Below are 23,431 nucleotides of genomic sequence, written 5' to 3' on the forward strand. Positions count from 1 at the left end.
GCATATGAAACTGACTGTATACGAACGGCATTCGCTGATTCCATTGGGGCTCGGATCTTCCTTGCTGCTGGTGAACTCTTTGTGCAGGTCGTTTCTGGATGATTTCTGGAAAGGGTTCCTGTGCGGCATGGCACTGATGTGTTTCATTTATGCGCTGTGTACGTTAGTGTTATTTTTCAAACGAAATTTCAAGCATTATGGCAATAGTTAAACCTTTCAAGGGTGTTCGTCCGCCACAGGACTTGGTGGAGCAGGTGGCTTCCCGCCCTTACGACGTGTTAAACTCGGCTGAGGCCCGCGAAGAGGCGAAAGGCAACGAGAAATCTTTGTATCACATCATCAAGCCGGAGATTGACTTTCCGGAGGGTACGGATGAGCACGATCCGCGTGTGTACGACAAGGCGGTAGCAAACTTCCGGATGTTCCAGGAAAAGGGCTGGCTGGTGCAGGACGACAAACCGTGTTACTATATTTATGCCCAGACCATGAACGGCAAGACGCAGTATGGACTGGTGGTAGGAGCTTACGTGCCCGACTACATGAACGGGGTGATCAAGAAGCATGAGCTGACGCGCCGTGACAAGGAGGAGGACCGTATGAAGCATGTACGGGTGAACAATGCGAACATCGAACCGGTGTTCTTTGCTTATCCGGAAAATAAGATGCTGGATGCCGTGGTGGCGAAATATACGGCTCAGAAGCCGGTGTACGACTTTGTGGCACCGGATGACGGCTTCGGCCATCAGTTCTGGGTGATTGACGACGACAAGGACATTGAGGCGGTGACAGAGGCGTTCAAGGAGATGCCTTCGCTTTACATTGCCGACGGTCATCACCGTAGTGCGGCAGCGGCACTGGTGGGTGCTGAAAAGGCGGCTCAGAATCCGAACCATCGGGGCGACGAGGAATACAACTACTTCATGGCGGTATGTTTCCCGGCCGAGCAACTCACAATCATCGACTACAACCGGGTGGTGAAAGATTTGAACGGACTGACTCCGCAGGCGTTCCTGGAAGCGCTGAAGAAGAACTTCGTAGTGGAAGAAAAGGGTGCGGACATCTACAAGCCGGCAGCCTTGCACAACTTCTCGCTTTACTTGGAGGGCAAATGGTACAGTCTGACAGCCAAACCGGGTACTTACGACGATAACGACCCGATTGGGGTGCTGGATGTCACGATTTCTTCCAACCTGATTTTGGACGAGATTCTCGGCATCAAGGACCTGCGCTCGGACAAACGTATCGACTTCGTGGGCGGTATCCGCGGACTGGGTGAACTGAAGAAACGGGTGGACAGCGGCGAAATGAAGATGGCGCTGGCGCTCTATCCGGTTTCCATGAAGCAGCTGATGGACATTGCCGATACGGGCAACATCATGCCACCGAAAACCACGTGGTTTGAACCGAAACTGCGTTCGGGACTGGTGATTCACAAGCTGGAATAAGATTTTTCTTCTGAACGATACAGGGCCTTCTCAAAGTTGCATTTGGGAAGGCCTTTTTTGGTGGATATACTTGCGGGACGGACGGCGAGAAGTAAGCTGAAAAGAAAACACACTTACGTATTCTGCTAAACGTAAGTGCGTTTTCTTTAAAACTCTTCGGCGTTTGAGTTGGAACGCAAGTGCGTTTGGTTCGAAACGTAAGTGCGTTTTTCCAGTGAAATATCTTATTTCGGCAAGGTCACGGGGAAGAGGTCGTTCGGGCGGTGTTCGCGCAGAATTACCTGCTTCATCTGGTTCACGAGAACCGGATGCTGGGCAGCCACGTCGTGGTCCTCATGGATGTCTTCTGCCAGGTTGTAGAGGTGAGGAATACCCTTCTTTACCACCATCTTCCAGTCGCCCATGCGGAGACCAATCTGGTCGGTTTCGTGGAACTCCCAGTAGAGGAAGTCGTGTGCCTTCTGAGCTTCGTCATTTCCCAACAGGGTAGGAGCGAAAGAGATGCCGTCGAAGCAGTCGCCTTCCAGTTTCTTGTTCAGGTATTTCTTGGGGAAACGCTTGTCGCCCACCAGTTCGCAGAAGGTAGGCATGATGTCGTAGAAGGCCAGCTGATGGTCGTTCACCTCACCGGCTTTCACCTTTCCCGGCCAGCGCACGATGAACGGGATGCGGATACCTCCTTCGTAGCACTGGCGTTTCAGGCCGCGCAGCTTGCCGTCGCGTCCGAAGAATGTCGGGTCGGCACCGCCTTCTTCGTGAGGACCGTTGTCACTGCTGAAGATGACGATGGTATTCTCGTCGAGCCCTTTTTCTTTCAGCTTGGCCAGGATTTCGCCCACGTAGGCATCCAGTCGGCTGATCATACCGGCAAACTGGGCATGTGTGTGCACGCTCTCGTTGTAACGGGAACCGGCTTGTCCGCCCCAGGTCTTGTCTTCAAAGAACTGTTTCTTATATTTCTTCAGGATAGAGTCGTTGGGCTGTACCAGTTCGGCATGCGGCAGGGTGTACGTCAGGAAGCCGTAGAAAGGCTGTTTGCCGTCCTGCTTGTCAATCCATTCCAGTGCCTTCTGGTGAATCAGGTCGGCCGAATACTGCGTACGCTTGAAATAGTCGTCGCCGCTCATCGGGTAGCGTATGTTGTCTTCCAGAATCACACGGCTGACGGCCGTATCACCTGCGGCACGGCTGTAGGAGTTCAGGAAGTTCGGGTAGTAGAGGTGCGCCTGAAACTGGCACATGTAGCCGAAGTATTCGTCCACGCCCCGTTTGTCGGGAGTAGAGGTCGAGCCTTCGTAGCCGCCAGCCCATTTGCCGAACATGCCGGTGGTATAGCCGTTCTTCTTCATGATTTCCGGCAGGATGATGTGCTGCGGGTCATACGGCTCCTGTCCGGTCACGGCATATTCCTTGTTCTGTCCGTACCACACCTCGCCGAGCCAGTATTCCTTGTTGCCTCTCACGTGTCCGTGTCCGCTGTGCTGTCCGGTCATCAGGCTGGCGCGCGACGGGGCACTGACGGGGCTTCCGGCGTATGCCTGCGTAAATCGCATGCCCTCCTGTGCCATCTGGTCGATGCAGGGTGTCTGGATAAAAGGCTGGCCGTAGCATCCCAGGTCGCCGTATCCCATGTCGTCGCAGAGAATGAACAAAATATTGGGTTTTTCAGAATCGGGGGTTGCAGCTTGTGCATGGGGGATGGCCAGGGTAGCCAGTCCCATACAGTAGGTTAGTTTTTGTAATTTTTTCATGCCATTAGTTTCTTAAGGGATTAATGCAGGAGCAAAGATACGCTTTCCGGTTTTAAAAATGCGAGAAAAATCATTAAATTTGCCACCTGAAAGAAGAAAAACGATGCAAGAAGATACCTATAAGACCATTCAGGAAAGCGCGGAAGCCATCTATACCGAGAAGCGCAGCAAGTTCATTGCCATTGCGCTGCCGGTGCGTACGCTCTCCGAAGTGAAGTCCCTTCTGGAAGAGTACCAGAAGAAATATTACGATGCCCGCCACGTGTGTTATGCCTATATGCTGGGTGCGGAACGGAAGGATTTCCGGGCCAACGACAACGGAGAGCCTTCGGGTACGGCCGGAAAGCCCATCCTCGGACAGATTAACTCGCGCGAGCTGACCGATGTGCTGGTCATCGTGGTGCGTTATTTCGGCGGTATCAAGCTGGGGACGAGCGGTCTGATTGTGGCCTACCGCATGGCGGCTTCGCTGGCATTGGATGAAGCTCCGGTCATCGAGAAGACGGTGGACGAAGACGTGGCCGTGGCGTTCGAATATCCCTTCATGAACGACATCATGCGCATCGTCAAGGAAGAGTCGCCCGAGATACTGGAACAGTCGTACGACATGGACTGCCTGATGCGTCTGCGCATCCGCAAGTCGATGATGGGAAAGCTGCGTGCGCGACTGGAAAAAGTGGAGACGGCCCGCATCTTGGACGAGTAATCGGCAGAAGAGCCGGAAGTCGTGCTTCCTTTGCAGAAAGTCGCTGATTTTTTGCATTTTCCTGCGGTTTTTTAGCAAAAATTATTATCTTTGTTCCAACCTTATAACCCTTCATTATGAAACGACTGACAGGCTTAATATGCTTCTTGTGTCTCCTTTGCGGTTGCCGGGAGGAAGCAGGCCGTGGGGTGGAACAACCGATGTCGCAACCCATCGTGTCGGAGACGGCATCTCCCGATAGCATGGAGGTGGAAGATATTCTGCCGTTTGAGCGTAAACCGCTGACCGCTGCCGACATCATCTTGGCGAAGGAACTTCTTTTTGACAAATACACCTTGAAGGATGAGTATCCGTATAAGGACACCGTCCGTTCATTCAAATGGGACGTCATACGCAAATGCCTGGCCTTTATCGAGAACCTTCAATACGATGCCAACCGCTGGGCGATATTCCAGAATTACAAGAATGTGAACCGTGAAGCTCCGCTGGTGCGGAAATACACGCAGAATGTGTACCGACGCATTGCCGATACGCTGGGAGTGGAGCGTTATCAGTCGGTGCCGCTGTATCTTCCTTCGGATACGCTGGTGCCCGAACGCTACGGACGCGACGGGGCGCTGGTGTCTTTCCTGGGCGAGACGGGCAGTTTCTATCGCGTGTCACCGGTCTCCATCGAGGGAGAATGGTGGGTGCCGCGTCGCTATGTCAAACTCTTGTCCGACAGTACGCAGTTTAACCACGTGGTAGTGGTAGACCGGGGCGACCAGAACATTGCCACGCTGGAACGTCTGGAAGAAGGTACCTGGGCCATCCGCAGCATGAATCCGGCCACTACGGGCATGCACCGTCCGCCGTACGCGCAGGAAACCCCGCTCGGCATGTTTGTGGTGCAGCAGAAAAAGTCGCGCATGGTGTTCCTGAAAGACGGTTCTGCGGCCACCGGAGGCTATGCACCGTATGCCAGCCGCTTCACCAACGGAGCCTACATTCACGGGGTTCCGGTCAACGTGCCTCGCACGGCGATGATTGAATACAGCTGGTCGTTGGGCACCACGCCCCGTTCGCACATGTGTGTGCGGAATGCCACTTCGCATGCCAAGTTTGTGTACGACTGGGCACCGACAGAACGGTCACTGGTGATTGTAATCGAGTGATTTCTATAAAATTAACTCTCTTTACGGAAGAAGAAGGGCAGAAAATCCGTAACTTTGCGGCCGAATATTTTTTCAGGTCGTAAAAAGTCATGCAAAATCATATCATCAAATTTTTTCTTTCTGCCATGTTCCTGTCTTTCCCCTGTGCGTATTTCACGGCGGAAGGAGAGTCTGTTCCTACTGAATCCCCTGTAGCAGCGGTTAAGGCGGCCGATGAGGTCGTGTCGCTCTACCATTCCATGCAGCTGGAGGGGGTGGTCAACTGGCGGGCCTTCAAGCAGGCGGTGACGGGTTACAACCGCATCAAGAACCGCAAGCGCGACGTGCTGACCCTGATTGACTTTTCCAAGCCTTCCACGGAAAAGCGCCTGTACGTGTTCGACATGAAGCACCGCCGGATGCTGTATTCTTCGGTAGTGTCACACGGAAAGAACAGCGGCGGAAACTATGCCACCTCTTTTTCCAACGAATACGGCTCCTACAAGAGTTCACTGGGCTTTTACCTGACGGCTTCCACCTATCAGGGACGAAACGGGTATTCGCTCATTCTCGACGGACTGGAGAAAGGGATTAACGACCGGGCCCGCGAACGTGCCATTGTGGTGCACGGGGCCGCCTATGCAGACCCTTCCGTGGCCAGTCGTGGCGGACGGTTGGGACGGAGCTTCGGATGTCCGGCACTGCCTACTTCCGTGTCGCGCCCCATTATAGATGCAATAAAAGGGGGCAGCGTCATGTATATCTATGCCGAAACCCCCTCTTACTTAGCTCAAAGTTCTATTCTCGATACATCGGATGATGTCATCGTAAATCAATGATTTCCGCTTCCGGATACTTGCTCTTGTCGAAACGGAACACCGCGTCGGGCAGGTTCACTCCCGTGCGGTACGACGAAATCTGAAACTCTTGTTTCTCTCCGTTCTGTAACTGGATGGCAATGTACACGGGCGAGCTGTTTTCCTTCACGTTCAGTGTGATGCTTTTAATGTCCTGCGAGGTCTTCGGGGTCAGGATGATTTCATGTCCCCGCTTTCCCTGACGGGTCTTTTCGCCCACGTAGCGGTAGTTGAAGCCCTTCTTGTAGGCCGTCAGCAGCGCATACGGGTTGACGCTCTGTATTTCCTCTGGGGTGGGGGATGACACGTTCACCTCTTCATTCTGCTCCACGTAGCTCCACTGTGTCTTTCCGTCGAACCAGGTCTTGATGCCTCCGCTCTCCAGACAGAACTTGTTGCCTTTCAGCAACAGCTTTCCGTGTTGTGTTCCTCCAAAAGTCAGGCTGATGCCACCGGCTTTCCGGTAGTTGTCCGCCATCTTGCTTAATATGCTTTCAGCTTTTGCGTCCTGTTGGGCCACAGCCTGACACAAGGCGACTCCCATCAGCAGGACGAGAAGAAAAATCTTTTTCATACCTGTCACAATCTTTTTAGGGGTTAGAGGGCAGCCCGTTTAATCCTTCAGGCTGCTCATTCTCATTTGTAAATCGTTTTCATCCAGGCAAAGCACGTCGCGCGCCTTGCTACCGTTGGCCGGACCTACGATGCCCGCCTTTTCCAGCTGGTCCATGATGCGTCCCGCACGGTTGTAGCCGATGGAGAATTTACGCTGAATCAGCGAAGTGGAACCCTGCTGGTGGTAGATGACCAGACGAGCCGCTTCTTCAAAGAGCGGGTCCAGACGGTTCATGTCCACGTCGGCTGCACTGCTGGGTTCTGCATTCTCATCCACATATTCCGGCAGCATGAAGGCCGTAGGATAACCCTGCTGCTTGCCGATGAATTCCGCGATGCGTTCCACTTCCGGCGTATCGACAAACGCACACTGCACGCGCACCGGATCATTTCCTTGCAGGTACAGCATGTCACCCTTACCGATGAGCTGCTGGGCACCCGGACGGTCCAGAATGGTACGTGAGTCCATCATGGAAGCCACACGGAAAGCCACACGCGCCGGGAAGTTGGCCTTGATGGTACCCGTAATGATGTTCGTAGTCGGACGTTGGGTAGCGATGATGGCGTGGATACCCACCGCACGGGCCAGCTGGGCAATACGGCAGATAGGCAGTTCCACCTCCTTGCCGGCTGTCATGATCAGGTCGCCGAACTCATCAATGATGATGACAATGTAAGGCAGGAAGCGGTGACCGTTCTCCGGATTCAGCTGACGGTTGATAAACTTCGCGTTATATTCCTTGATGTTACGGCATCCCGCGTTCTGCAAGAGTTTGTAACGGTTGTCCATTTCCACACACAACGAGTTCAGGGTCTGTACCACTTTCGTCACGTCGGTGATGATGGCATCCTCTCCGTCGGGCAACTTGGCCAGGAAGTGACGCTCAATCGGCGCATAGATGGCAAATTCCACCTTCTTCGGGTCGATGATGACGAACTTCAGTTCACTGGGGTGCTTCTTGTAGAGCAGGGAAGTCACGATAGCATTCAGTCCCACAGACTTACCTTGACCTGTCGCACCGGCCACCAGCATGTGGGGCGCCTTGGCCAGATCCACCATGAACACCTCATTGGTAATGGTCTTTCCGAGTGCCACCGGCAGGTCGAACGTGGTTTCCTGGAACTTCTTGCTGGTCAGGATAGAACTCATGGGTACGATGTGCGGGTTCGCGTTCGGCACCTCGATACCAATGGTACCCTTGCCCGGAATCGGGGCGATGATACGGATACCCAGTGCCGAAAGACTCAGAGCGATGTCGTCTTCCAGGTTACGGATTTTCGAGATACGTACCCCTTCTGCCGGCGTAATCTCATATAAGGTAATGGTCGGACCCACACTGGCCTTGATGGAACTGATTTCAATGCCGAAGCTGCGCAGCACCTTGATGATGCGGTTCTTGTTGGCATTCTGTTCCTCCATGTCGATGTCCGGCTCATCGTTCTGATACGTATTCAGCAAGTCGAGGGTAGGGAAGCGGTAAAACTCCAGATCCAGACGCGGGTTATACGGTTGCGATACGTCTCCCCGGTAAGCCTGATCTTCTTCTTTGGTATCGTTACTGACCTCAAATGCCGGCTCCTCTTCTTCCTTTTCGAAGTCTTCCTCCAGGGCCGGCTTCACCTCAAAAGGGTGCTTCTTCTCATCCTCTTCCTCGGTATCAATGGGCAGGTCGATGACGCGCTCCGGTGCCGGTTCCTCTTTTACGACCACCTTCTCCGGTTCCTCCTTTATAGGTTCAGCCGCTTTCTCCGGTTCTTTCTGCGGAGTCTCTTCCTCTTCTTTCTGTTTCGGTTTCCGGTGCGTCCAGCTCTTCCAGAAACTTTCTTTCTTTTCCTTCTTATCCGATTCGTCCTCCGCAACGGTCGTTTCCGCTTCGTCCACTACCGGCTTCCGGTAAGTCGGCTCCGGCTGGGGAGTTACTTCCTCTGCCATGGCTGCGTTATTGCCCTTTTGCGGATGCAGTGCCTTTCTCACCACGCCCATGGTCTGTCGGGTCAGTGCCACGCCGAACAATATAGCCGTAGCCAGTAGCACCAGAATCAATCCCGGCACACCGATTTGCGAGCGAATCCACAGGCTCACGTTATAGCCATGCAGTCCCCCCGGATAAATATAAGAATCTTCCAGCAGTCCCCCGAATGCAAATCCCAGGGTGATAGAGAGCCACACCATCACCGTGGCACAGCCTAAGAACCAGTAACGGATGCGGAATTCATACGCCTTCATCAGCTTCATGCCGGCCACCACCAGAAAGATGATGATGCAGTAAGCCGAAAACCCGAAGCAGTCGTTAATCAGGAATTGCGCCAGCTGCGCTCCCCGTGCTCCGGCATAGTTCTGTATGCGGTTGCCCGTTTCCAGCAGCTCCGACGGGTTGGGATGCGACAGAATGCTCTGGTCATTTCCTCCCGTAAAGAAGAACGAGCTGAAAGCCAGCAGCAAGTACACGCCAAAGATTACAAAAAGCAGTCCGATAACGAACCCCGTAGTTTCACTTTTAAGAATAGTCCATGTTTTTCCGGCCATGGCAGCCGCTTTTCCACTTTTGCTTGTATCTGTTTTTTTTGTTTGCATGATGATTCGAATTAGCTAAACATACGTGCAAATGTACGAATAAAACTAGAACTGAGAAATTTTTTTTGTACCTTTGCGCTTCAATTAGCATGATTATGGAAGAAAAAAATTCTCAAGTAATATTCGATAAAAATGCGGTCGAGTTCGTGACAGTGGCTGCCGAGTTCTGTGGTTTTTTGGAGCGTGTTTCCGATATGCGCTGTCGGGATTTTGTCGACAAGTGCCTGAAACTCCTTCCCCTTTTATACCTGAAGGCTTCGCTGCTTCCTGCTTGCGAGCGGATGGAAGAAGCCGATCCAGAAACCTTCGTGACCGAGACCGATTACGAAGTGCTTCGCGGCTCCATCGCTTCTCTTCTGGGCGAATACGATGACTACCTCGAAGTGTTCCTCGATGACATGGCCTATAGTGATACTCCCATTCATCAGAACATTTCCGAAAGCCTGGCCGACATTTACCAGCCTGTCAAGGATTTCATCTGCGTGTTCCAGTTGGGCCTGGAGCACACCATGAACGATTCTCTGGCCATCTGCCGTGAACTCTTCGCCGAGTTCTGGGGACAGCGCCTGGTCAATGTGATGCGTGCCCTTCACGATGTGAAGTACCGCCAGCTGGCACACGGCAGCCAGGAGGAGGAAGATTCCGCACTCTACGAAGACAACTGCACCGAAGAAGAACTCTACGAAGGCCTTGATATGGGCGACGACGAATAACCCTAAACCCGTAAACTGAATGGTAGAACTACAGAGTAAAATAGATAAGAAAATCGTTGCGGAGTTACCCAAAGTCTCTTTCCCCGGTCGCATCTTCGTAATCTACACCGAGGCCGAGGCCCGCAAGGCCATTGATTACCTCAATACCCATGTACTGGTGGGAGTGGACACCGAAACACGTCCTTCTTTCCGGAAGGGAGCCGTCAACAAGGTGGCCCTCTTGCAGGTCTCTACTTACGACACCTGCTTCCTGTTCCGTCTGAATCACCTCGGGCTGCCGGATTTCCTGGAAGAATTTCTCCAGAACGACGTGCTCAAAATCGGTCTGTCGCTGAAAGACGATTTCGCCATGCTCCGCCGCCGCAACCAGAAAGACCCGCGCATGGGCAACTGGGTGGAACTGCAGGACTACGTGGCCTCTTTCGGCATCGAAGAAAAGAGCCTCCAGAAAATCTATGCCCTTCTTTTCCAGGAAAAGATTTCCAAGAGCCAGCGCCTGTCCAACTGGGAGGCCGACACCCTGACCGAGGCACAGCAGCTTTATGCCGCCACCGATGCCTGGGCCTGCGTACGCATCTACCAGTACCTGGAAGAGCTTCGCCTTTCGGGCAAGTATCGCGTGATACGCACGGAAGCCCCTGAACACATTCTCGAAGATTAATCACTTAAACCATACAAATGAGCTATAAGAAAGTATTTCTCAAACCCGGAAAGGAAGAATCGCTCAAGCGTTTTCATCCCTGGGTCTTTTCCGGCGCCATTGCCCGCGTGGAAGGAGAGCCGGAAGAAGGTGAAGTAGTAGATGTTTACACCTCCAAGAAAGAATTCATTGCCTGCGGACATTTCCAGATTGGCAGCATCGCCGTGCGTGTGCTTTCCTTCCGTCAGGAACCCATCGACCATGCGTTCTGGGTACGCCGCCTGCAGGTGGCCAAAGACCTCCGCTGTGCCTTGGGCGTGCTGGGCAATCCTCAGAACAATACTTACCGTCTGGTACACGGCGAGGGCGATAACCTGCCCGGACTGATTATCGACGTGTACGACCATACCGCCGTAATGCAGGCACACTCTGCCGGCATGCACCTCGATCGTATGGCGGTGGCCGAAGCCCTCGAAGAAGTGATGGGCGACGTCATCCAGCACATCTATTATAAATCAGAAACCACACTGCCCTTCAAGGCCGACCTGCTGGCTACTGAAAACGGCTTCCTCAAAGGCGGAAGTCCGGAGAACGTGGCCATGGAGAACGGACTGAAGTTCCACGTAGACTGGCTCAAGGGACAGAAGACCGGTTTCTTCGTCGACCAGCGTGAGAACCGTGCCCTGCTGGAACGCTATGCCAAGGGCCGTAACGTGCTCAACATGTTCTGCTATACCGGCGGCTTCTCGTTCTATGCCATGAGGGGAGGAGCTAACCTCGTTCACTCGGTAGACAGCTCAGCCAAAGCCATCGACCTGACCAATGAGAACGTATCCCTCAACTTCCCCGGCGATACCCGCCACCAGGCCTTTGCGGAAGATGCCTTCAAGTTCCTCGACCGCATGGGCGACCAGTACGACTTGATTATCCTCGACCCGCCGGCCTTTGCCAAGCATCGCGATGCCCTGCGCAATGCCCTTCGCGGTTACACCAAACTCAATGCCAAGGCCTTCGAAAAGATACGTCCGGGCGGCATCCTCTTCACCTTCTCCTGTTCGCAGGTGGTGAACAAGCAGGACTTCCGTAACGCCGTATTTACCGCCGCTGCACAGAGCGGACGCAGCGTGCGCATCCTTCACCAGCTCACCCAGCCGGGCGACCATCCGGTCAACATCTACCATCCGGAAGGCGAATACCTCAAGGGACTGGTGCTTTACGTAGAATAATCCCTTTCGGAAAAGAGCTAAAATAAAAGAAGCTGTTTCACACCGCCGGAATGCTCCGTGCGTGAAACAGCTTCTTTTTTCTCCTCAGGATATCTTTTATCCAAACAGTCTGCCCAGCAGGCTCTGTTTCTTTTTCTTTTCTTGTTTCCGTTTTTCTACTGCTTCTCCCAGCTTGTCGTCCAAGGTTTCATCTACCAGATCGGCCAATTTGAGACGGTAGTGAATAATACGGTAAATACTGTTCCAATCAAATAAACCGCCCACATTACGGTCGTCGATAAATACATCCGCTTTCAGTTTTCTGGAGAAATACTGATGTCCGGCCTGTTCTTCCGGATAGTTCGTATTTACCGCATAAAATTCCAATCCTCGCTGACGGCAAAACTCCACTGCCTCGTCGAGCAGTTCATTCTCTCTTACAGACCACAGAATCAGTCGGTGTCCTTCTTCTTGCAATTTCTTCAGCGTGTCTATTGCAAAAGGAATTTCCTTTCCGATTGCCGGGTAGCGGTGTTCCACAATCGTTCCGTCAAAATCAACAGCTATAATCATATCTATTCTTATTTAATGTTGTTAGTTAGTACGCATTCTTTTCACCGTGCAGGGCATTGGCCACGGTCTTGTAGATAATGAACAAGTCCAGTCCGAAGCTCCAGTGTTCAATGTACCAGATATCTCCGCGCACGCGGCCCTCCATGTCCTTCAGTTCCTTGGTTTCCCCACGGAAGCCCGTCACCTGGCTCCAGCCTGTAATACCCGGCTTCACGAAATGCCGCACCATGTACTTGTTGATCAGTTTTGAATATTCCTCCGTATGCTTCAGCATGTGCGGGCGTGGTCCTACGATACTCATGTCACCCAGCAGCACGTTGATAAACTGCGGCAGTTCATCGATGTTCGTCTTACGCATGATGTTTCCCCAGCGTGTCTTGCGCGGGTCATCCTTGGTCGCCTGCAGTGTGTCGGCCTGTGCGTTCACCTTCATGCTACGGAACTTGTAACAATAAAACTCCTTGTCGTTCAGTCCGTTTCGTTTCTGCTTGAAGAACACAGGGCCCGGCATGGTTATTTTCGTCACAATGGTCACGATTACCAGAATGATAGGGAAGAACGTACACAGGAACAGCAGTGAGAACACGATGTCGAACGTCCGTTTCAGAATCTTGTTTCCGGTCTTGCTCAGCGGGTCCGGTCGCAGGCTCAGGAAAGGCACATTACCCAGCATGTTGAAGTACACGCGGTTGTGCAGGTAGTTATAAATATTCGGCACACTGTAAAAATGCACCAGATGGTTCTCGCAGTAATTAATCAGCGAACGGATAATCACATGTTCCTTTGAAGGCAGACAGCAGAACAGATAATGCGTATTTCCGTTCTTTTCCAGATATTCTTCTACCTCCTGAGGCTGTCCCAGGTACGGACATTCCTGTGGAAATTCCGGATTAGGCTGGAAGTCGAAATATCCGTTTACACGGTATCCTGCCCAACTTTGACTTGCCAGTTCGTGATACAACTCTCGATTGTTCTCCGAACTACCAACCAATACTACGTACCGTATATTTCCTCCTCTAGAACGATATTTTTTCAACCCCCATCTCATGGTAATACGGAAGATAGCCAGACAGAGGAATAACAATATCAGAAAGGTTAGGTAAAAATAAGAGAAAGAGTCCATAAAATCCCCGAGTCGGAGTATTACCCCTGACAGTATGCCAAAGAAAACCGTACTTCTCAGTACCCTTCCCAGGATTTGATAGGAGTAAACCTTTCGTCGGTAAAGCACTACGCCAATTTGCATGGCCGAAACAAAATAGCACAACATCACCGTCAGGATAACTTGTAAATGTGGTGCTTTCAGAATTTGATGCCACGGTGTATTTTCCGTAGCAAGAAACAATACATAAAACAACGCCCCAGTGATAAGTGTTTCACAAGTTACAATAAATAAACTGGACCATCCGTTGTATGTATCATACTTTGTTCTCATAACTATTTAAATTTAAGAATGTGTTTCGTAAATTAATGATATATTTTTTCCCTTCTAAATTTCTATCTAAGTTTTATAGTTTGCTTAGAATTTTGTCAGTTCCAGTCGGGCGTAATCCGATTGTAAGGTCATTTTCTTTCCGTTGCAGTATTCGATATCGAAAACGGTTTCCTGTTGATTTCCGATACCAAAGTGTTTCAGCTTTTCTACTGGAGCATCCTGTCCGTTATCACCAGTAGATTTTCTCACTTTAAAATCTTTTACCACAAGCTGTGTTTCCCCGTTGCGGTATTCCGTACGTCCTATATAAGCTCCATATCCTTTTGAGCCGTTTTTTTCGGCCACCTCCGTCACCATGCGGGTAATGCTGTAATACAGTCTTTCACATTCCACGGTTTCCCCTGTTTCCGTCACAGTGAATCGTTCCAGTATCCAAAACCCCTCCACGTTACTGTTTATCGGTGCTTTTTTACATCCGGCTGCACCGGCAAGCAGTCCGGCAGCCGTAATGAGCATATATATCCATTTTTTCATTTTCCCAGTCCTCCTGTTTTTCTAAGTGTAATCATGCCTCCCGTGCTGTTTCCCAGGTAATTCCCCCGGTCCACTCCCAGTGTGGCGCTCAGGCTCCATCCCTTGGCCCATTGCGGTATATAAGTCACCTCGGCCATGCTGCTGAACTGCTTCCGCATCTTGTCTAGCGGGTAAGCATATGAGCCCCAGTGACGGGCATACGAAGCCATGATTCTCCATTTCCATTCCTCCGTCGGATTTCCGGATAGGCCCACATGTTGCGCTTTCATTCGGTTACTTTTGAAGCGGATTCTTACGTCTTTGTTATAAATCGGTCCTGCCAGCAGCGGATTGCCGATGCCCTGTCCGTAGTGCTGCCAGGCCTGATAGATATAGTGGTTATAATAATCATCCCCACCGCTCATCTGCAAGTCCGAGAAAGAGCCCCAGAAACCGTCATACAGAATCGGTCCCGATGAGTCCTTTGTGCTGATCCCTTCCCATAACACGGCCGATACCCACTTGTTTTTAGGCAGATACAGCTCGATGCCCAGCTGTCCGTCCTTCCAGCGTCCGTATTCCCAGAACATCTGCGAGTGATCTTCGAAATAATGATCCAGCGTAGCCCTAACCTTCCAGTCGCCGAAGTAATAATTCAGTGCGAAGTTCCAGCTTCCCAGCATGTTTCCTTCCACGTTCACCTGTTCTCCTTCCGGAGTATCGTCTCCGCCGGCAGTAGGGAACAAAGCATGCCAGTACGCTTTCAGTCCGTCGGGCATGTCAATGGTCTGTTCAGATTCCCCGTTGGCCAGCTTCTTGTACTGGTCGCCTCCGAACTGTGTGGCCATATACAGGCCGAATTCAAATTCCAGGGGCAGCTTCTCCTTGTTTCCCAGGCGGAACATCAGCGACTTGCTGTGATACATCACCTTTTTGGCAAATAGCTGGTTGGCAGCAGTGAAATCCTCCTGCCAGCTACCGTCTGTAAACATTCCGTAAGCCAGATGCCCTTTGAAAGCCAGCCAGTTTCGTGTGCCCGGTATAGCCAGGTAATTCTTAATTTCCCCTCTGATTTGCGGAATTGGCCGCATGTTCGGTCCTTCCGCCATCCATCCGCTGGTCAGTTCACTGTTTTTCTCCAGTGGGAATCCCATTCTTTCCTTACTTCCTATGCTGAGTGTCAACATTTTCCATGAAAAGTCCGCATACGCTTGTTGAATCCAGAAGTCCGACGTCTGTTTTACGCCTCCTGCCAGGTCCAGTCCGGCATCAATACGCCATCCTCTGTTCAACTTCTTGTTCCATTCTATTCCCGCCCTCAGGTATCCGCTGTTCGGCTTTTCACTTTCCATTCCAAACCGGTTCGCCGTCAGCCAGAGTGGGGCATACGTTCCCGTCGATGCAGTGGCAGTAGCTTCTACCCGATAGTGGAATTCTTGTGGATTTTCTTGAGCCGCAGCAGGAATTGTCAGGGCCATAAATAACAATGATTTCAATAAACTCATGTTCGCAAACATTCACTAATAAATATTTATTGCAAAGATAGAAAGAACTCGCAAAAAAACGGCAAAATTTGGATAAATAAAGTAAGTGTTTGGTATTGAGGAGAGTTAAGCCAAATTCTTCTATACCTTTCCAAATCGCTAAAATGCAGGATAATGAAAGGTTAAGAGAAAGATTTGCTACTTATCCGTTACCTTTTTTAGCCCCGGATAATCCGGCAAAATAACGCTTGACCACCTGCGGTTTTACCGTTCACCATGCAAAGAACCCTATATTTTGCCCGTAAAGATAACCGTTTTTTTCCGTTTTTCATGGAAATACAGGTTATGTTACCGGCATCCGGGGTTTTATTCTTTGTTCCGCTATAATTTTCATAACTGTAAATAGCTATATATCAAGTAATTTTGCAACATAAAAAAAATAGAGTTATGAAACAGACGGATGTAACGGTTACGTTCTACCTCAAAAAGAGCGAAATGAATGACGAGGGACATTGCCCGGTCATGGCGAAACTTGTTGTCGGCAAATTTTCAGAAGCGGCTTTTAGTGCGAAAATGTCCGTACCCGCTGCACTGTGGGCATCCGGACGTGCCACGGGTAAAAGTAACGCCGCGCGGGAAATCAACCGGCAACTGGACGATTTGCGAGCTTCAGCCATTTCCATTTATGCCGAACTGTCAGCCACCCGTGAGAATGTAACGGCTGAAGAAATAAGGAATCTGTTGTTGGGGACAGCTTTCGGGCAGGAAACCCTGTTGGGTTATTTCCGGACGTTCATCGAACATTTCGAAAAACGTGTCGGCGTGAACCGGGAAAAGGGAACAGCGCAATCTTACCGCTATGCTTGTAACTGTGTGGCCGCTTTCATCCAGGAGAAATACAAGTTGTCGGATGTTCCTTTCACGGCCCTGAACCGTTCATTCATCGACAACTATGACCTCTACCTACGCACGGAGCGCCGCTTTGCCCTGGGAACTATCGTGTTGCTTGTCACACGGTTGAACACGATTGTCGGGGAAGCCATCGCGGAAGGGATTATCACTGCCGACCCGTTCGCGGGTTATGAAGCCGAACATCCCGAGCGGGAACAGAAATACCTTACCGCCGTGGAGTTACAACGGCTGATGACCACACCCCTGCACGACCCGAAACTCTACCATATCCGCGACCTGTTCCTCTTCTCCTGCTACACGGGTATCCCTTACGGGGACATGTGCCGCCTGACGACGGAGGATCTGGAAGTGGCCGAGGACGGTGAGGTATGGATCAAGACCGCCCGCAAGAAGACGAAAATCGACTATGAAGTGCCGTTGCTCGACATACCGTTGCTCATCCTCGACAAGTACCGGGATATGGCCCCGGAAGGAAAACTGCTGCCGATGTACAGCAACAACGAACTCAACCGGACACTGAAACGTATTGCCGCCATTTGCGGAATTGAACGGAAGCTCGTCTTTCACTGCGGACGCCATACCTACGCCACCGAGATCACGCTTTCGCATGGTGTCCCGCTTGAAACCGTCAGTAAAATGCTGGGGCATAGCCGCATTTCCACGACGCAGATTTACGCCAGTGCGCCCAGAATGGTCGCTTAATAAATACTTCTTTAGCAAGAAGTTAGGATTGGGTTCGATATAGTCCTATCGTCAATCAGTTTATCCAAAAGGGAAACCCGATGGAGAGTGTAGCATACTGATTAAAGCTCCAAGTCCACTAATAGTCAGGTGGCGACTGAGGGGCAAGACGAAAAGACATACATAAGGATGAAGCCTTGATTGGTTGAATGATAGTTCAGTGGTACCAAATCTTGCAACAACGGAAGACTATTATACATACGTTGTTTCATAGTACTCTGCCTATTTTGTGCGTTAGTGCAGAGCATAAAGAACCGACTATGACACAGCCGCAATAAGCGGACAAGAACGAAAGTCGCATCCGACAGTATGTCGTGCTAATAGTTATTAAGAGAACTAACTGGGGATTACCTAAGTCGGAACGCTGGAACAAACAGCTATAAAGAAAGCTTTTGAATATCCGATATGGTAACGGAACTTCCGTAGTAGTCTGAGCAAGGGAAAGCCTTGTACATGGCGAAGGGAAGTAGTCTGTAACTTTAATACAAACAACGGAAAACGTGAGAGACGTATGAGAAATCCAGAGCAAGTATTAAACATTTTAGCTGGACACAGCAATGAGCCCGAGTATAAATACGAAAGGCTTTACCGTATTCTATTCAATGAACAGATGTTCTTTGTCGCCTACCAACGTATGTATGCAAAGCCGGGCAACATGACACCCGGCACAGATGGCAAAACTGAGGATGAAATGAGCATTGATAGGATAAACAAACTCATAGAGAGTATAAAGGATGAGACTTATAGTCCCAATCCTGCAAAGAGAACTTACATTCCGAAAAAGAATGGGAAGATGCGTCCGCTAGGAATACCGTCTTTTGAAGACAAATTGGTTCAAGAGGTAGTAAGAATGGTGCTTGAAGCCATATATGAGGGACACTTTGAGTGGACATCGCACGGTTTCAGACCAAACCGAAGCTGCCACACAGCACTGAAAAGTCTACAAAACAATTTCAACGGTGCAAAATGGTTCATTGAGGGAGATATAAAAGGCTTCTTTGACAACATAGACCATAATGTGCTGATAGAAATAATGAAAGGCAGAATAGCAGACGACAGATTTCTTCGTCTGATACGGAAATTCCTCAATGCAGGGTACATGGAAGAGTGGCAATTCAACAAGACTTATTCAGGGACACCGCAAGGTGGTATCATAAGCCCTATTTTGGCAAACATATACCTAGACAAGTTCGATAAGTACATGGATGAATATGCCAACAAATTCAATAAAGGGACAGCAAGAAGCCGCAACAAGGATATTTGCAAACTCAACAGCAGAGTACACTACCTAAAACGTAGGATAAATGAAGTAGAGGATGTAAACGTAAGAACAAGGATGGTAGAAGAACTGCACGAAAAGCAGAAGCTGATACTTACAATGCCAAGTGGCAATGATATGGATGTAAACTTTCGCAGGTTGAAATACGTGCGCTATGCCGATGATTTCCTTATCGGAGTTATCGGAACGAAAAACGAATGTGAGACAATCAAAGCTGACATCACTAAGTTTATGCAGGAAAAGTTAAGGCTGGAGATGTCACAGGAAAAGACTTTGATTACAAATGCACAAGACAGCGCAAAATTTTTGGGTTACGAAATATATGTCCGTAAAGACTATGCCACAAAGAGAAACAGTAACGGAACAGTGCGCAGATACTTCAACGGGAATGTGATACTACACGTTTCAAGAGAAGTAATCAAGAACAAGCTGCTCAGCCTCGAAGCCATGAAAGTTGTCACCAAACACGGCAAGGAAACATGGGTGTCAAAAGGCAGGACTTATATGATTGACAATGAAGCGCACGAGATTGTATCTCAGTTTAATACCGAAATACGAGGGTTCTACAACTATTACTCAATAGCAAACAATGCATCGGCTTTGGGACGCTCTTTCGGCTGTATTATGAAGTTCTCCATGTACAAAACTCTTGCTCAAAAGCTGAATATGTCAGTGAGAAAAGTCATTGAAAGATACCGCAAGGACAATCTCTTTGCAGTGCCTTTTGTAAACAAGGGAGGAGAAACCAAGTACAGGGTATTCTATAATGAGGGATATGCCCGCAAAACGGATTGTGAAACAGCCCCAAGTGACAATCTGCCGTACATGTTCAAAACGCCATCGTTGAGTCTGATAGAAAGGCTTACAACAAAAACGTGCGAACTATGTGGCAAGCACGGAGAAGTGGTAATGCACCATGTCCGCACACTCAAAGAGTTAAAAGGTAAAAATGACTGGGAACGCAAAATGCTCTACATGCACAGAAAGACTTTGGTTGTATGTGCGGAGTGTAACGCAAAAATCCAGAGATGTGTCAAGTAAGATGATGTTACAGATGGAGAGCCGTATACATGGAGACGTGTAAGTACGGTTCGGGGGCAGGCAAACGAAAACCTACCGCTGTAAAGCGGAAAGGCGTTGTTTGCCGAGCCTACAGATAACCAAAGAGAAGCTCAATCAGGACATGGAGAACCTTGCCGCAAGATTGAACGGCGTCGAGGAATTTGCAGGTTGCACCATCTAAAAAGAAAAGCCATGAAACGTGACACAATCATCATCGAGGACAAGGCAGTCAGCGTAACCGGTAACGACGTGTGGATGACCGCCACCGAAATAGCCGGATTGTTCCATACGACCGTCCCGGCAGTGAACGCCGCCATCAGAGCCGTCCGCAAGTCGGACGTGCTGAACGACTACGAGGTGTGCCGCTACATGCAGCTTGAAAACGGGCTGCACGCGGACGTGTACGCCCTTGAAATCATCATCCCGGTCGCTTTCAGGGTGAATACCTACAACACCCACCTGTTCCGCACATGGCTGGTGGGAAAGGCACTCTCACAAGAGAAACGGCAGACATACGTGATGTTCATACAGAACGGAAAAGCCGGGTATTGCTGATTGCACATACCCCATAAGACAAGTAAACGGGTAGCACCACAAAAGGTGTCACCCGTTTACTTTTTCATGAAACCGCCTCACTCCAGCGGCTTGCGGTAGTTCGCTTCCAGTACCCCGCGCAGCCCCGTTTCCGGGTAAAGCACCTTCCCTCCCAAAAGTATGAAGGGCAACACGCGGTTGTTGCGGTATTCCTGCAAGGTGCGCCGGCTCACACGGAGCAGTTCCGACACCTCGCCGTCCGTCAGGTAACGTTCCCCGTCCAGCGGAGGACGGTAGCTTTCCAGAAATGCGGACAGCCATTTCGAGCCTTTGCGCATATCCTGCACCACAGAGGCTATCGGCTCGTCTTCCATCGTAAAAACATCGTTGTTCTCGTTCATCATAACTTCGGATTCAGTGGGTGAATAAATCAAATCATCTGCCGTGCGGATAGAGCGTGCCGACAAGCGGTATCAGCCGCTTCACCTCCTCTGGCTTGTAATAGAACCTGCGGTTTATCTGCGAGTAGCCGATAAGCCGCCTGTCACGCAGCGTCTGCAACGTGCGCGGGCTTATTCTCAACTGCCCGCAGACCTCCTCGCCCGTGAGCCATCTTTCCATGCGCCCCGTGTCGCTTTTGCGCCTCAGGGCGGCGACCTTCTCCGAGAGTGCGCCGAATGCCGCCACCATCATCTCGAAAGTCTTTTTCTCGATAGATACTATTTCCATATTCATGTCATTTAGAGTTTGCCGCAAAGGTAACGAAACGGCATACAAGACGTATCGTTTTCCGCTGAAAGGCTGCCTGTTGCGCCGTTTGACCGGGTTACGGAGCCATCTTCCGCAAAAATCTTACGTGAGTCACGTAGTGAGTTGTTAAAGCCCCTTTTGTTTATTGCCGAATTTTGTCGCAGAAACAAAAAGAAAGGACTGAACATGAAAGTGATAACAATGGAAAGTTCCGCCTACAAGGAGATGATGGCGCAGATTGCGAACATCGCAGGGTACATCCGCGAGGCAAGGGACGAGAAGAAACGGAAGCGGGAAACCGAAGACAAGCTGCTTGACACGGCACAGGCGGCGAAGATGCTCAACGTGAGCAAGCGCACCATGCAGCGTATGCGCACCGACCACCGTATCGAGTATGTGGTGGTACGCGGAAGCTGCCGCTACCGCCTTTCCGAGATACTGCGGCTATTGGAGGACAACACAGTAAGGAACGAGGAAGGGACAATAGACACCCTGTTCCACAACCACACGCTGCGCACGGGCGGCAAACCAAAAGGAAGGAGGACATAGGTCATGGAACTGCTCACACGAAACAACTTCGAGGGCTGGATGCAGAAGCTGATGGAACGGCTCGACCGTCAGGACGAACTGCTGCTGGCGATGAAGGCTGAGGGGAAACAGCCCACTATCACGGAAAGCATCCGCCTTTTCGACAATCAGGATTTGTGCATGTTGCTCCAGATAAGCAAACGCACCCTCCAACGCTACCGCAGCGTAGGCGCATTGCCCTACAAGACGCTGGGCAAGAAGACCTATTACAGCGAGGAGGACGTGCTGACATTCCTTTCCAACCATATCAAGGACTTCAAAAAGGAAGATATAGCCTTCTACAAGGCTCGTATCCATAATTTCTTTCATAAATAACCCATTAAAACATTTTTCAGATGGCAAAGAAAAAAGACGAAAAGGACGTGCTGGTAGTCCGTGACGAGAAGACAGGCGAGATCAGCGTGGTAGCCGGGCTGAACGCGGACGGCACACCCAAGCGCACCCCCGCAAAAGCGGAGAACGCGCAGAGTTTCCTGCAATTCGACCGACATGGCGACGTGCTGGACAACTTCTTCAAGAACTTCTTCCGGCAGTGCAAGGAACCCAGCCGCTTCGGTTTCTACCGCATTGCGGCAGACCAAGCTGAAAATCTCTTAGAGGTGATGAAGCAACTGCTGAAAGACCCCGAAGCGAACAAGGAGCTGCTCGCCCCTCACAAGGTGGACACCTCCGACTATGAGAAGAAGGTGCAGGAAGAGATGGCAGCACAACAGACAGAGAAACAAGAACCTCAAAAACAGGAGAACATGGAACAACGGAAAGAACAGCAACAGGACAAATCCGAACAGATGCAGGGCAAACGTGGCTACCAGCCCATCGACGAGAGTAAAATCAACTGGCAGGAGCTGGAGGACAGATGGGGCGTAAAGCGGGACAACCTTGAAAAGTCCGGCGACCTTACGAAGATGCTCAACTATGGCAAGTCCGACTTGGTAAAGGTCAAACCGACCTTCGGCGGCGAATCATTCGAGCTGGACGCCCGCCTCTCCTTCAAGAAGGACGGTGAGGGAAACATCAGCCTCGTGCCGCACTTCATCCGCAAGGAGCAGAAGCTGGATGAGTACAAGGAACACAAATTCTCCGACAATGACCGGAAGAACCTCCGCGAAACGGGCAATCTCGGTAGGGTCGTGGACATTGTGGACAGGGAAACGGGCGAGATCATCCCCTCCTACATCAGCATCGACCGCAAGACGAATGAAATCACGGACATTCCGGCAAGCAGGGTGCGCATCCCGGAGCGCATCGGCAAGACGGAAATCACCACGCAGGAGCGGGACATGCTCCGCGCCGGACTGCCCGTACGCGACAAGCTCATCGAGCGCAACGACGGCAGAAAGTTCGTCACCACCCTGCAAGTGAACGTGGAGCAGCGCGGCGTGGAGTTCGTGCCGGGAACCGGCAAGTCGCCCCGTACCGCACAGACACAGGAAACCAAAGGCGACACATCGAAAAGTCAGGCGCAGGGCGGGGAAAATGCCGCACAGACCAAGAAGGAGCAACGCCGCAACACGTGGACGAACGAGGACGGCAGCATCCGCCCCATCAGCAAATGGAGCGGCGTGAGCTTCACCGACCAGCAGAAAGCCGACTATGTGGCGGGTAAAGCCGTGAAGCTGGAGAACGTGACCGACAAGCAGGGCTTCCATGCCACGATGTATATCAAGTTCAACCCGGAGAAGGGACGCCCGTACCGCTACGACACGAACCCTGACAATGCACAGCAGGTTGCTCCGTCCAACGAGAGCCGCACGCAGGTGGCGGTGAACAACGATGGCAAGACCAACGAGGCTACAAAGAATCTGAGAGAGCCGTTGCAGAAAGGTCAGACCAACCCGAAGGACGCCCGCCAGCAACAGCAGCAGGAGAAGCCGCAGAAGAAAACGGGCAAGGGCATGAAAATGTAATCCCGTGTCCGCC

Annotated in this window: 23 protein-coding genes; 14 read left to right on the forward strand and 9 right to left on the reverse strand. The window is 50.9% G+C overall.

Annotated elements, in window-relative coordinates; all coding sequences use genetic code 11:
- Nucleotides 1–4: 4 nt before the first annotated feature.
- Nucleotides 5–211, forward strand: a complete 207-nt coding sequence (locus BACPLE_RS16190) for a hypothetical protein (RefSeq protein WP_007563980.1) — start codon at nucleotides 5–7, stop codon at nucleotides 209–211.
- Nucleotides 198–1,445: a DUF1015 domain-containing protein gene (locus BACPLE_RS16195; protein WP_007563983.1), complete on the forward strand. Its 1,248-nt coding sequence runs from the start codon at nucleotides 198–200 to the stop codon at nucleotides 1,443–1,445. The genes BACPLE_RS16190 and BACPLE_RS16195 overlap by 14 nt, the downstream gene beginning before the upstream one ends.
- 224 nt (nucleotides 1,446–1,669) lie before the next feature.
- Here BACPLE_RS16195 and BACPLE_RS16200 read toward each other — a convergent pair whose 3' ends face one another.
- Entirely contained in the window at nucleotides 1,670–3,166 is a 1,497-nt protein-coding gene (locus tag BACPLE_RS16200; RefSeq protein ID WP_050792123.1) for an arylsulfatase, read from the reverse strand.
- Nucleotides 3,167–3,299: 133 nt separating this feature from the next.
- Between BACPLE_RS16200 and BACPLE_RS16205 the strand changes: the two genes are divergently transcribed.
- From BACPLE_RS16205 to BACPLE_RS16215, 3 genes are all read left to right on the forward strand, one after another.
- Nucleotides 3,300–3,902 (forward strand): IMPACT family protein, encoded by a 603-nt coding sequence (locus BACPLE_RS16205; RefSeq protein WP_022052514.1) that lies wholly within the window; start codon nucleotides 3,300–3,302, stop codon nucleotides 3,900–3,902.
- Nucleotides 3,903–4,018: 116 nt separating this feature from the next.
- Nucleotides 4,019–5,056 carry a L,D-transpeptidase gene (locus tag BACPLE_RS16210; protein ID WP_007563989.1) on the forward strand — a complete coding sequence of 346 codons (1,038 nt, stop codon included), beginning with the start codon at nucleotides 4,019–4,021 and terminating at the stop codon, nucleotides 5,054–5,056.
- An 89-nt stretch (nucleotides 5,057–5,145) separates the two neighbouring features.
- Nucleotides 5,146–5,874, forward strand: coding sequence for a murein L,D-transpeptidase catalytic domain family protein (locus BACPLE_RS16215; protein ID WP_007563991.1), 729 nt, complete (start codon nucleotides 5,146–5,148; stop codon nucleotides 5,872–5,874).
- On the opposite strand, the gene BACPLE_RS16220 is transcribed toward BACPLE_RS16215, so the two are convergent.
- Both BACPLE_RS16220 and BACPLE_RS16225 read right to left on the reverse strand, forming a co-directional pair.
- Nucleotides 5,858–6,466, reverse strand: a complete 609-nt coding sequence (locus BACPLE_RS16220; protein ID WP_007563993.1) for a LolA family protein — start codon at nucleotides 6,464–6,466, stop codon at nucleotides 5,858–5,860. The two genes, BACPLE_RS16215 and BACPLE_RS16220, sit on opposite strands and share 17 nt — an antisense overlap.
- Before the next feature lie 39 nt (nucleotides 6,467–6,505).
- A complete protein-coding gene (locus BACPLE_RS16225; protein ID WP_007563995.1) occupies nucleotides 6,506–9,082 on the reverse strand; it encodes an FtsK/SpoIIIE family DNA translocase in 2,577 nt (858 codons plus the stop codon).
- Between the two features lie 89 nt (nucleotides 9,083–9,171).
- Here BACPLE_RS16225 and BACPLE_RS16230 point away from each other — a divergent pair, with 89 nt between their 5' ends.
- Genes BACPLE_RS16230 through BACPLE_RS16240 form a run of 3 tightly spaced genes read left to right on the forward strand, consistent with a single transcriptional unit; the run spans nucleotide 9,172 to nucleotide 11,661 of the window.
- Nucleotides 9,172–9,795 carry a DUF5063 domain-containing protein gene (locus tag BACPLE_RS16230; protein ID WP_007563996.1) on the forward strand — a complete coding sequence of 208 codons (624 nt, stop codon included), beginning with the start codon at nucleotides 9,172–9,174 and terminating at the stop codon, nucleotides 9,793–9,795.
- 19 nt (nucleotides 9,796–9,814) lie between these two features.
- Nucleotides 9,815–10,456, forward strand: coding sequence for a 3'-5' exonuclease (locus BACPLE_RS16235; protein ID WP_007563998.1), 642 nt, complete (start codon nucleotides 9,815–9,817; stop codon nucleotides 10,454–10,456).
- Between the two features lie 17 nt (nucleotides 10,457–10,473).
- Complete coding sequence (locus BACPLE_RS16240) at nucleotides 10,474–11,661, forward strand: class I SAM-dependent rRNA methyltransferase (RefSeq protein ID WP_022052507.1); 1,188 nt, start codon at nucleotides 10,474–10,476, stop codon at nucleotides 11,659–11,661.
- Between the two features lie 96 nt (nucleotides 11,662–11,757).
- Here the strand turns inward: BACPLE_RS16240 and BACPLE_RS16245 are convergent, their stop codons facing one another.
- The 4 genes from BACPLE_RS16245 to BACPLE_RS16260 all read right to left on the reverse strand — a co-directional run bounded on the left by BACPLE_RS16245 (nucleotide 11,758) and on the right by BACPLE_RS16260 (nucleotide 15,666).
- A complete protein-coding gene (locus BACPLE_RS16245) occupies nucleotides 11,758–12,213 on the reverse strand; it encodes a BT0820 family HAD-type phosphatase (protein WP_007564004.1) in 456 nt (151 codons plus the stop codon).
- Nucleotides 12,214–12,238: 25 nt separating this feature from the next.
- Nucleotides 12,239–13,648, reverse strand: coding sequence for an undecaprenyl-phosphate glucose phosphotransferase (locus BACPLE_RS16250; RefSeq protein WP_007564006.1), 1,410 nt, complete (start codon nucleotides 13,646–13,648; stop codon nucleotides 12,239–12,241).
- A gap of 84 nt (nucleotides 13,649–13,732) precedes the next feature.
- A complete protein-coding gene (locus BACPLE_RS16255; RefSeq protein WP_007564008.1) occupies nucleotides 13,733–14,182 on the reverse strand; it encodes a lipocalin-like domain-containing protein in 450 nt (149 codons plus the stop codon).
- Nucleotides 14,179–15,666 carry a capsule assembly Wzi family protein gene (locus BACPLE_RS16260; RefSeq protein WP_040313412.1) on the reverse strand — a complete coding sequence of 496 codons (1,488 nt, stop codon included), beginning with the start codon at nucleotides 15,664–15,666 and terminating at the stop codon, nucleotides 14,179–14,181. Before BACPLE_RS16260 ends, BACPLE_RS16255 begins: the two co-directional genes overlap by 4 nt.
- Nucleotides 15,667–16,092: 426 nt before the next feature.
- On the opposite strand from BACPLE_RS16260, the gene BACPLE_RS16265 reads away from it, so the two are divergent.
- The 3 genes from BACPLE_RS16265 (at nucleotide 16,093) to BACPLE_RS16275 (ending at nucleotide 20,194) form a co-directional block, all read left to right on the forward strand.
- Nucleotides 16,093–17,259, forward strand: coding sequence for a site-specific integrase (locus BACPLE_RS16265; RefSeq protein ID WP_007564012.1), 1,167 nt, complete (start codon nucleotides 16,093–16,095; stop codon nucleotides 17,257–17,259).
- A gap of 550 nt (nucleotides 17,260–17,809) precedes the next feature.
- Nucleotides 17,810–19,618, forward strand: a complete 1,809-nt coding sequence (locus BACPLE_RS16270) for a reverse transcriptase/maturase family protein (RefSeq protein ID WP_007561608.1) — start codon at nucleotides 17,810–17,812, stop codon at nucleotides 19,616–19,618.
- A 213-nt stretch (nucleotides 19,619–19,831) separates the two neighbouring features.
- Nucleotides 19,832–20,194: a hypothetical protein gene (locus BACPLE_RS16275; RefSeq protein ID WP_004291423.1), complete on the forward strand. Its 363-nt coding sequence runs from the start codon at nucleotides 19,832–19,834 to the stop codon at nucleotides 20,192–20,194.
- Between the two features lie 77 nt (nucleotides 20,195–20,271).
- Here the strand turns inward: BACPLE_RS16275 and BACPLE_RS16280 are convergent, their stop codons facing one another.
- Both BACPLE_RS16280 and BACPLE_RS16285 read right to left on the reverse strand, forming a co-directional pair.
- A complete protein-coding gene (locus BACPLE_RS16280) occupies nucleotides 20,272–20,577 on the reverse strand; it encodes a helix-turn-helix domain-containing protein (RefSeq protein WP_004291424.1) in 306 nt (101 codons plus the stop codon).
- 31 nt (nucleotides 20,578–20,608) lie between these two features.
- Nucleotides 20,609–20,908, reverse strand: coding sequence for a helix-turn-helix domain-containing protein (locus tag BACPLE_RS16285; protein ID WP_004291426.1), 300 nt, complete (start codon nucleotides 20,906–20,908; stop codon nucleotides 20,609–20,611).
- 138 nt (nucleotides 20,909–21,046) lie between these two features.
- On the opposite strand from BACPLE_RS16285, the gene BACPLE_RS16290 reads away from it, so the two are divergent.
- From BACPLE_RS16290 to BACPLE_RS16300, 3 genes are read left to right on the forward strand one after another with little or no spacing between them, the layout of a single operon-like run.
- The gene (locus BACPLE_RS16290) at nucleotides 21,047–21,472 is read left to right on the forward strand and encodes a helix-turn-helix domain-containing protein (RefSeq protein ID WP_004291432.1); all 426 of its coding nucleotides are present in this window, start codon (nucleotides 21,047–21,049) and stop codon (nucleotides 21,470–21,472) included.
- Between the two features lie 3 nt (nucleotides 21,473–21,475).
- A complete protein-coding gene (locus BACPLE_RS16295) occupies nucleotides 21,476–21,826 on the forward strand; it encodes a helix-turn-helix domain-containing protein (protein ID WP_004291454.1) in 351 nt (116 codons plus the stop codon).
- A 20-nt stretch (nucleotides 21,827–21,846) separates the two neighbouring features.
- Nucleotides 21,847–23,418 (forward strand): DUF3945 domain-containing protein, encoded by a 1,572-nt coding sequence (locus BACPLE_RS16300; RefSeq protein ID WP_004291455.1) that lies wholly within the window; start codon nucleotides 21,847–21,849, stop codon nucleotides 23,416–23,418.
- Nucleotides 23,419–23,431: the final 13 nt, after the last annotated feature.

The sequence above is a fragment of the Phocaeicola plebeius DSM 17135 genome (genome assembly GCF_000187895.1).
In the GTDB taxonomy this organism is placed as follows: Bacteria; Bacteroidota; Bacteroidia; order Bacteroidales; family Bacteroidaceae; genus Phocaeicola; species Phocaeicola plebeius.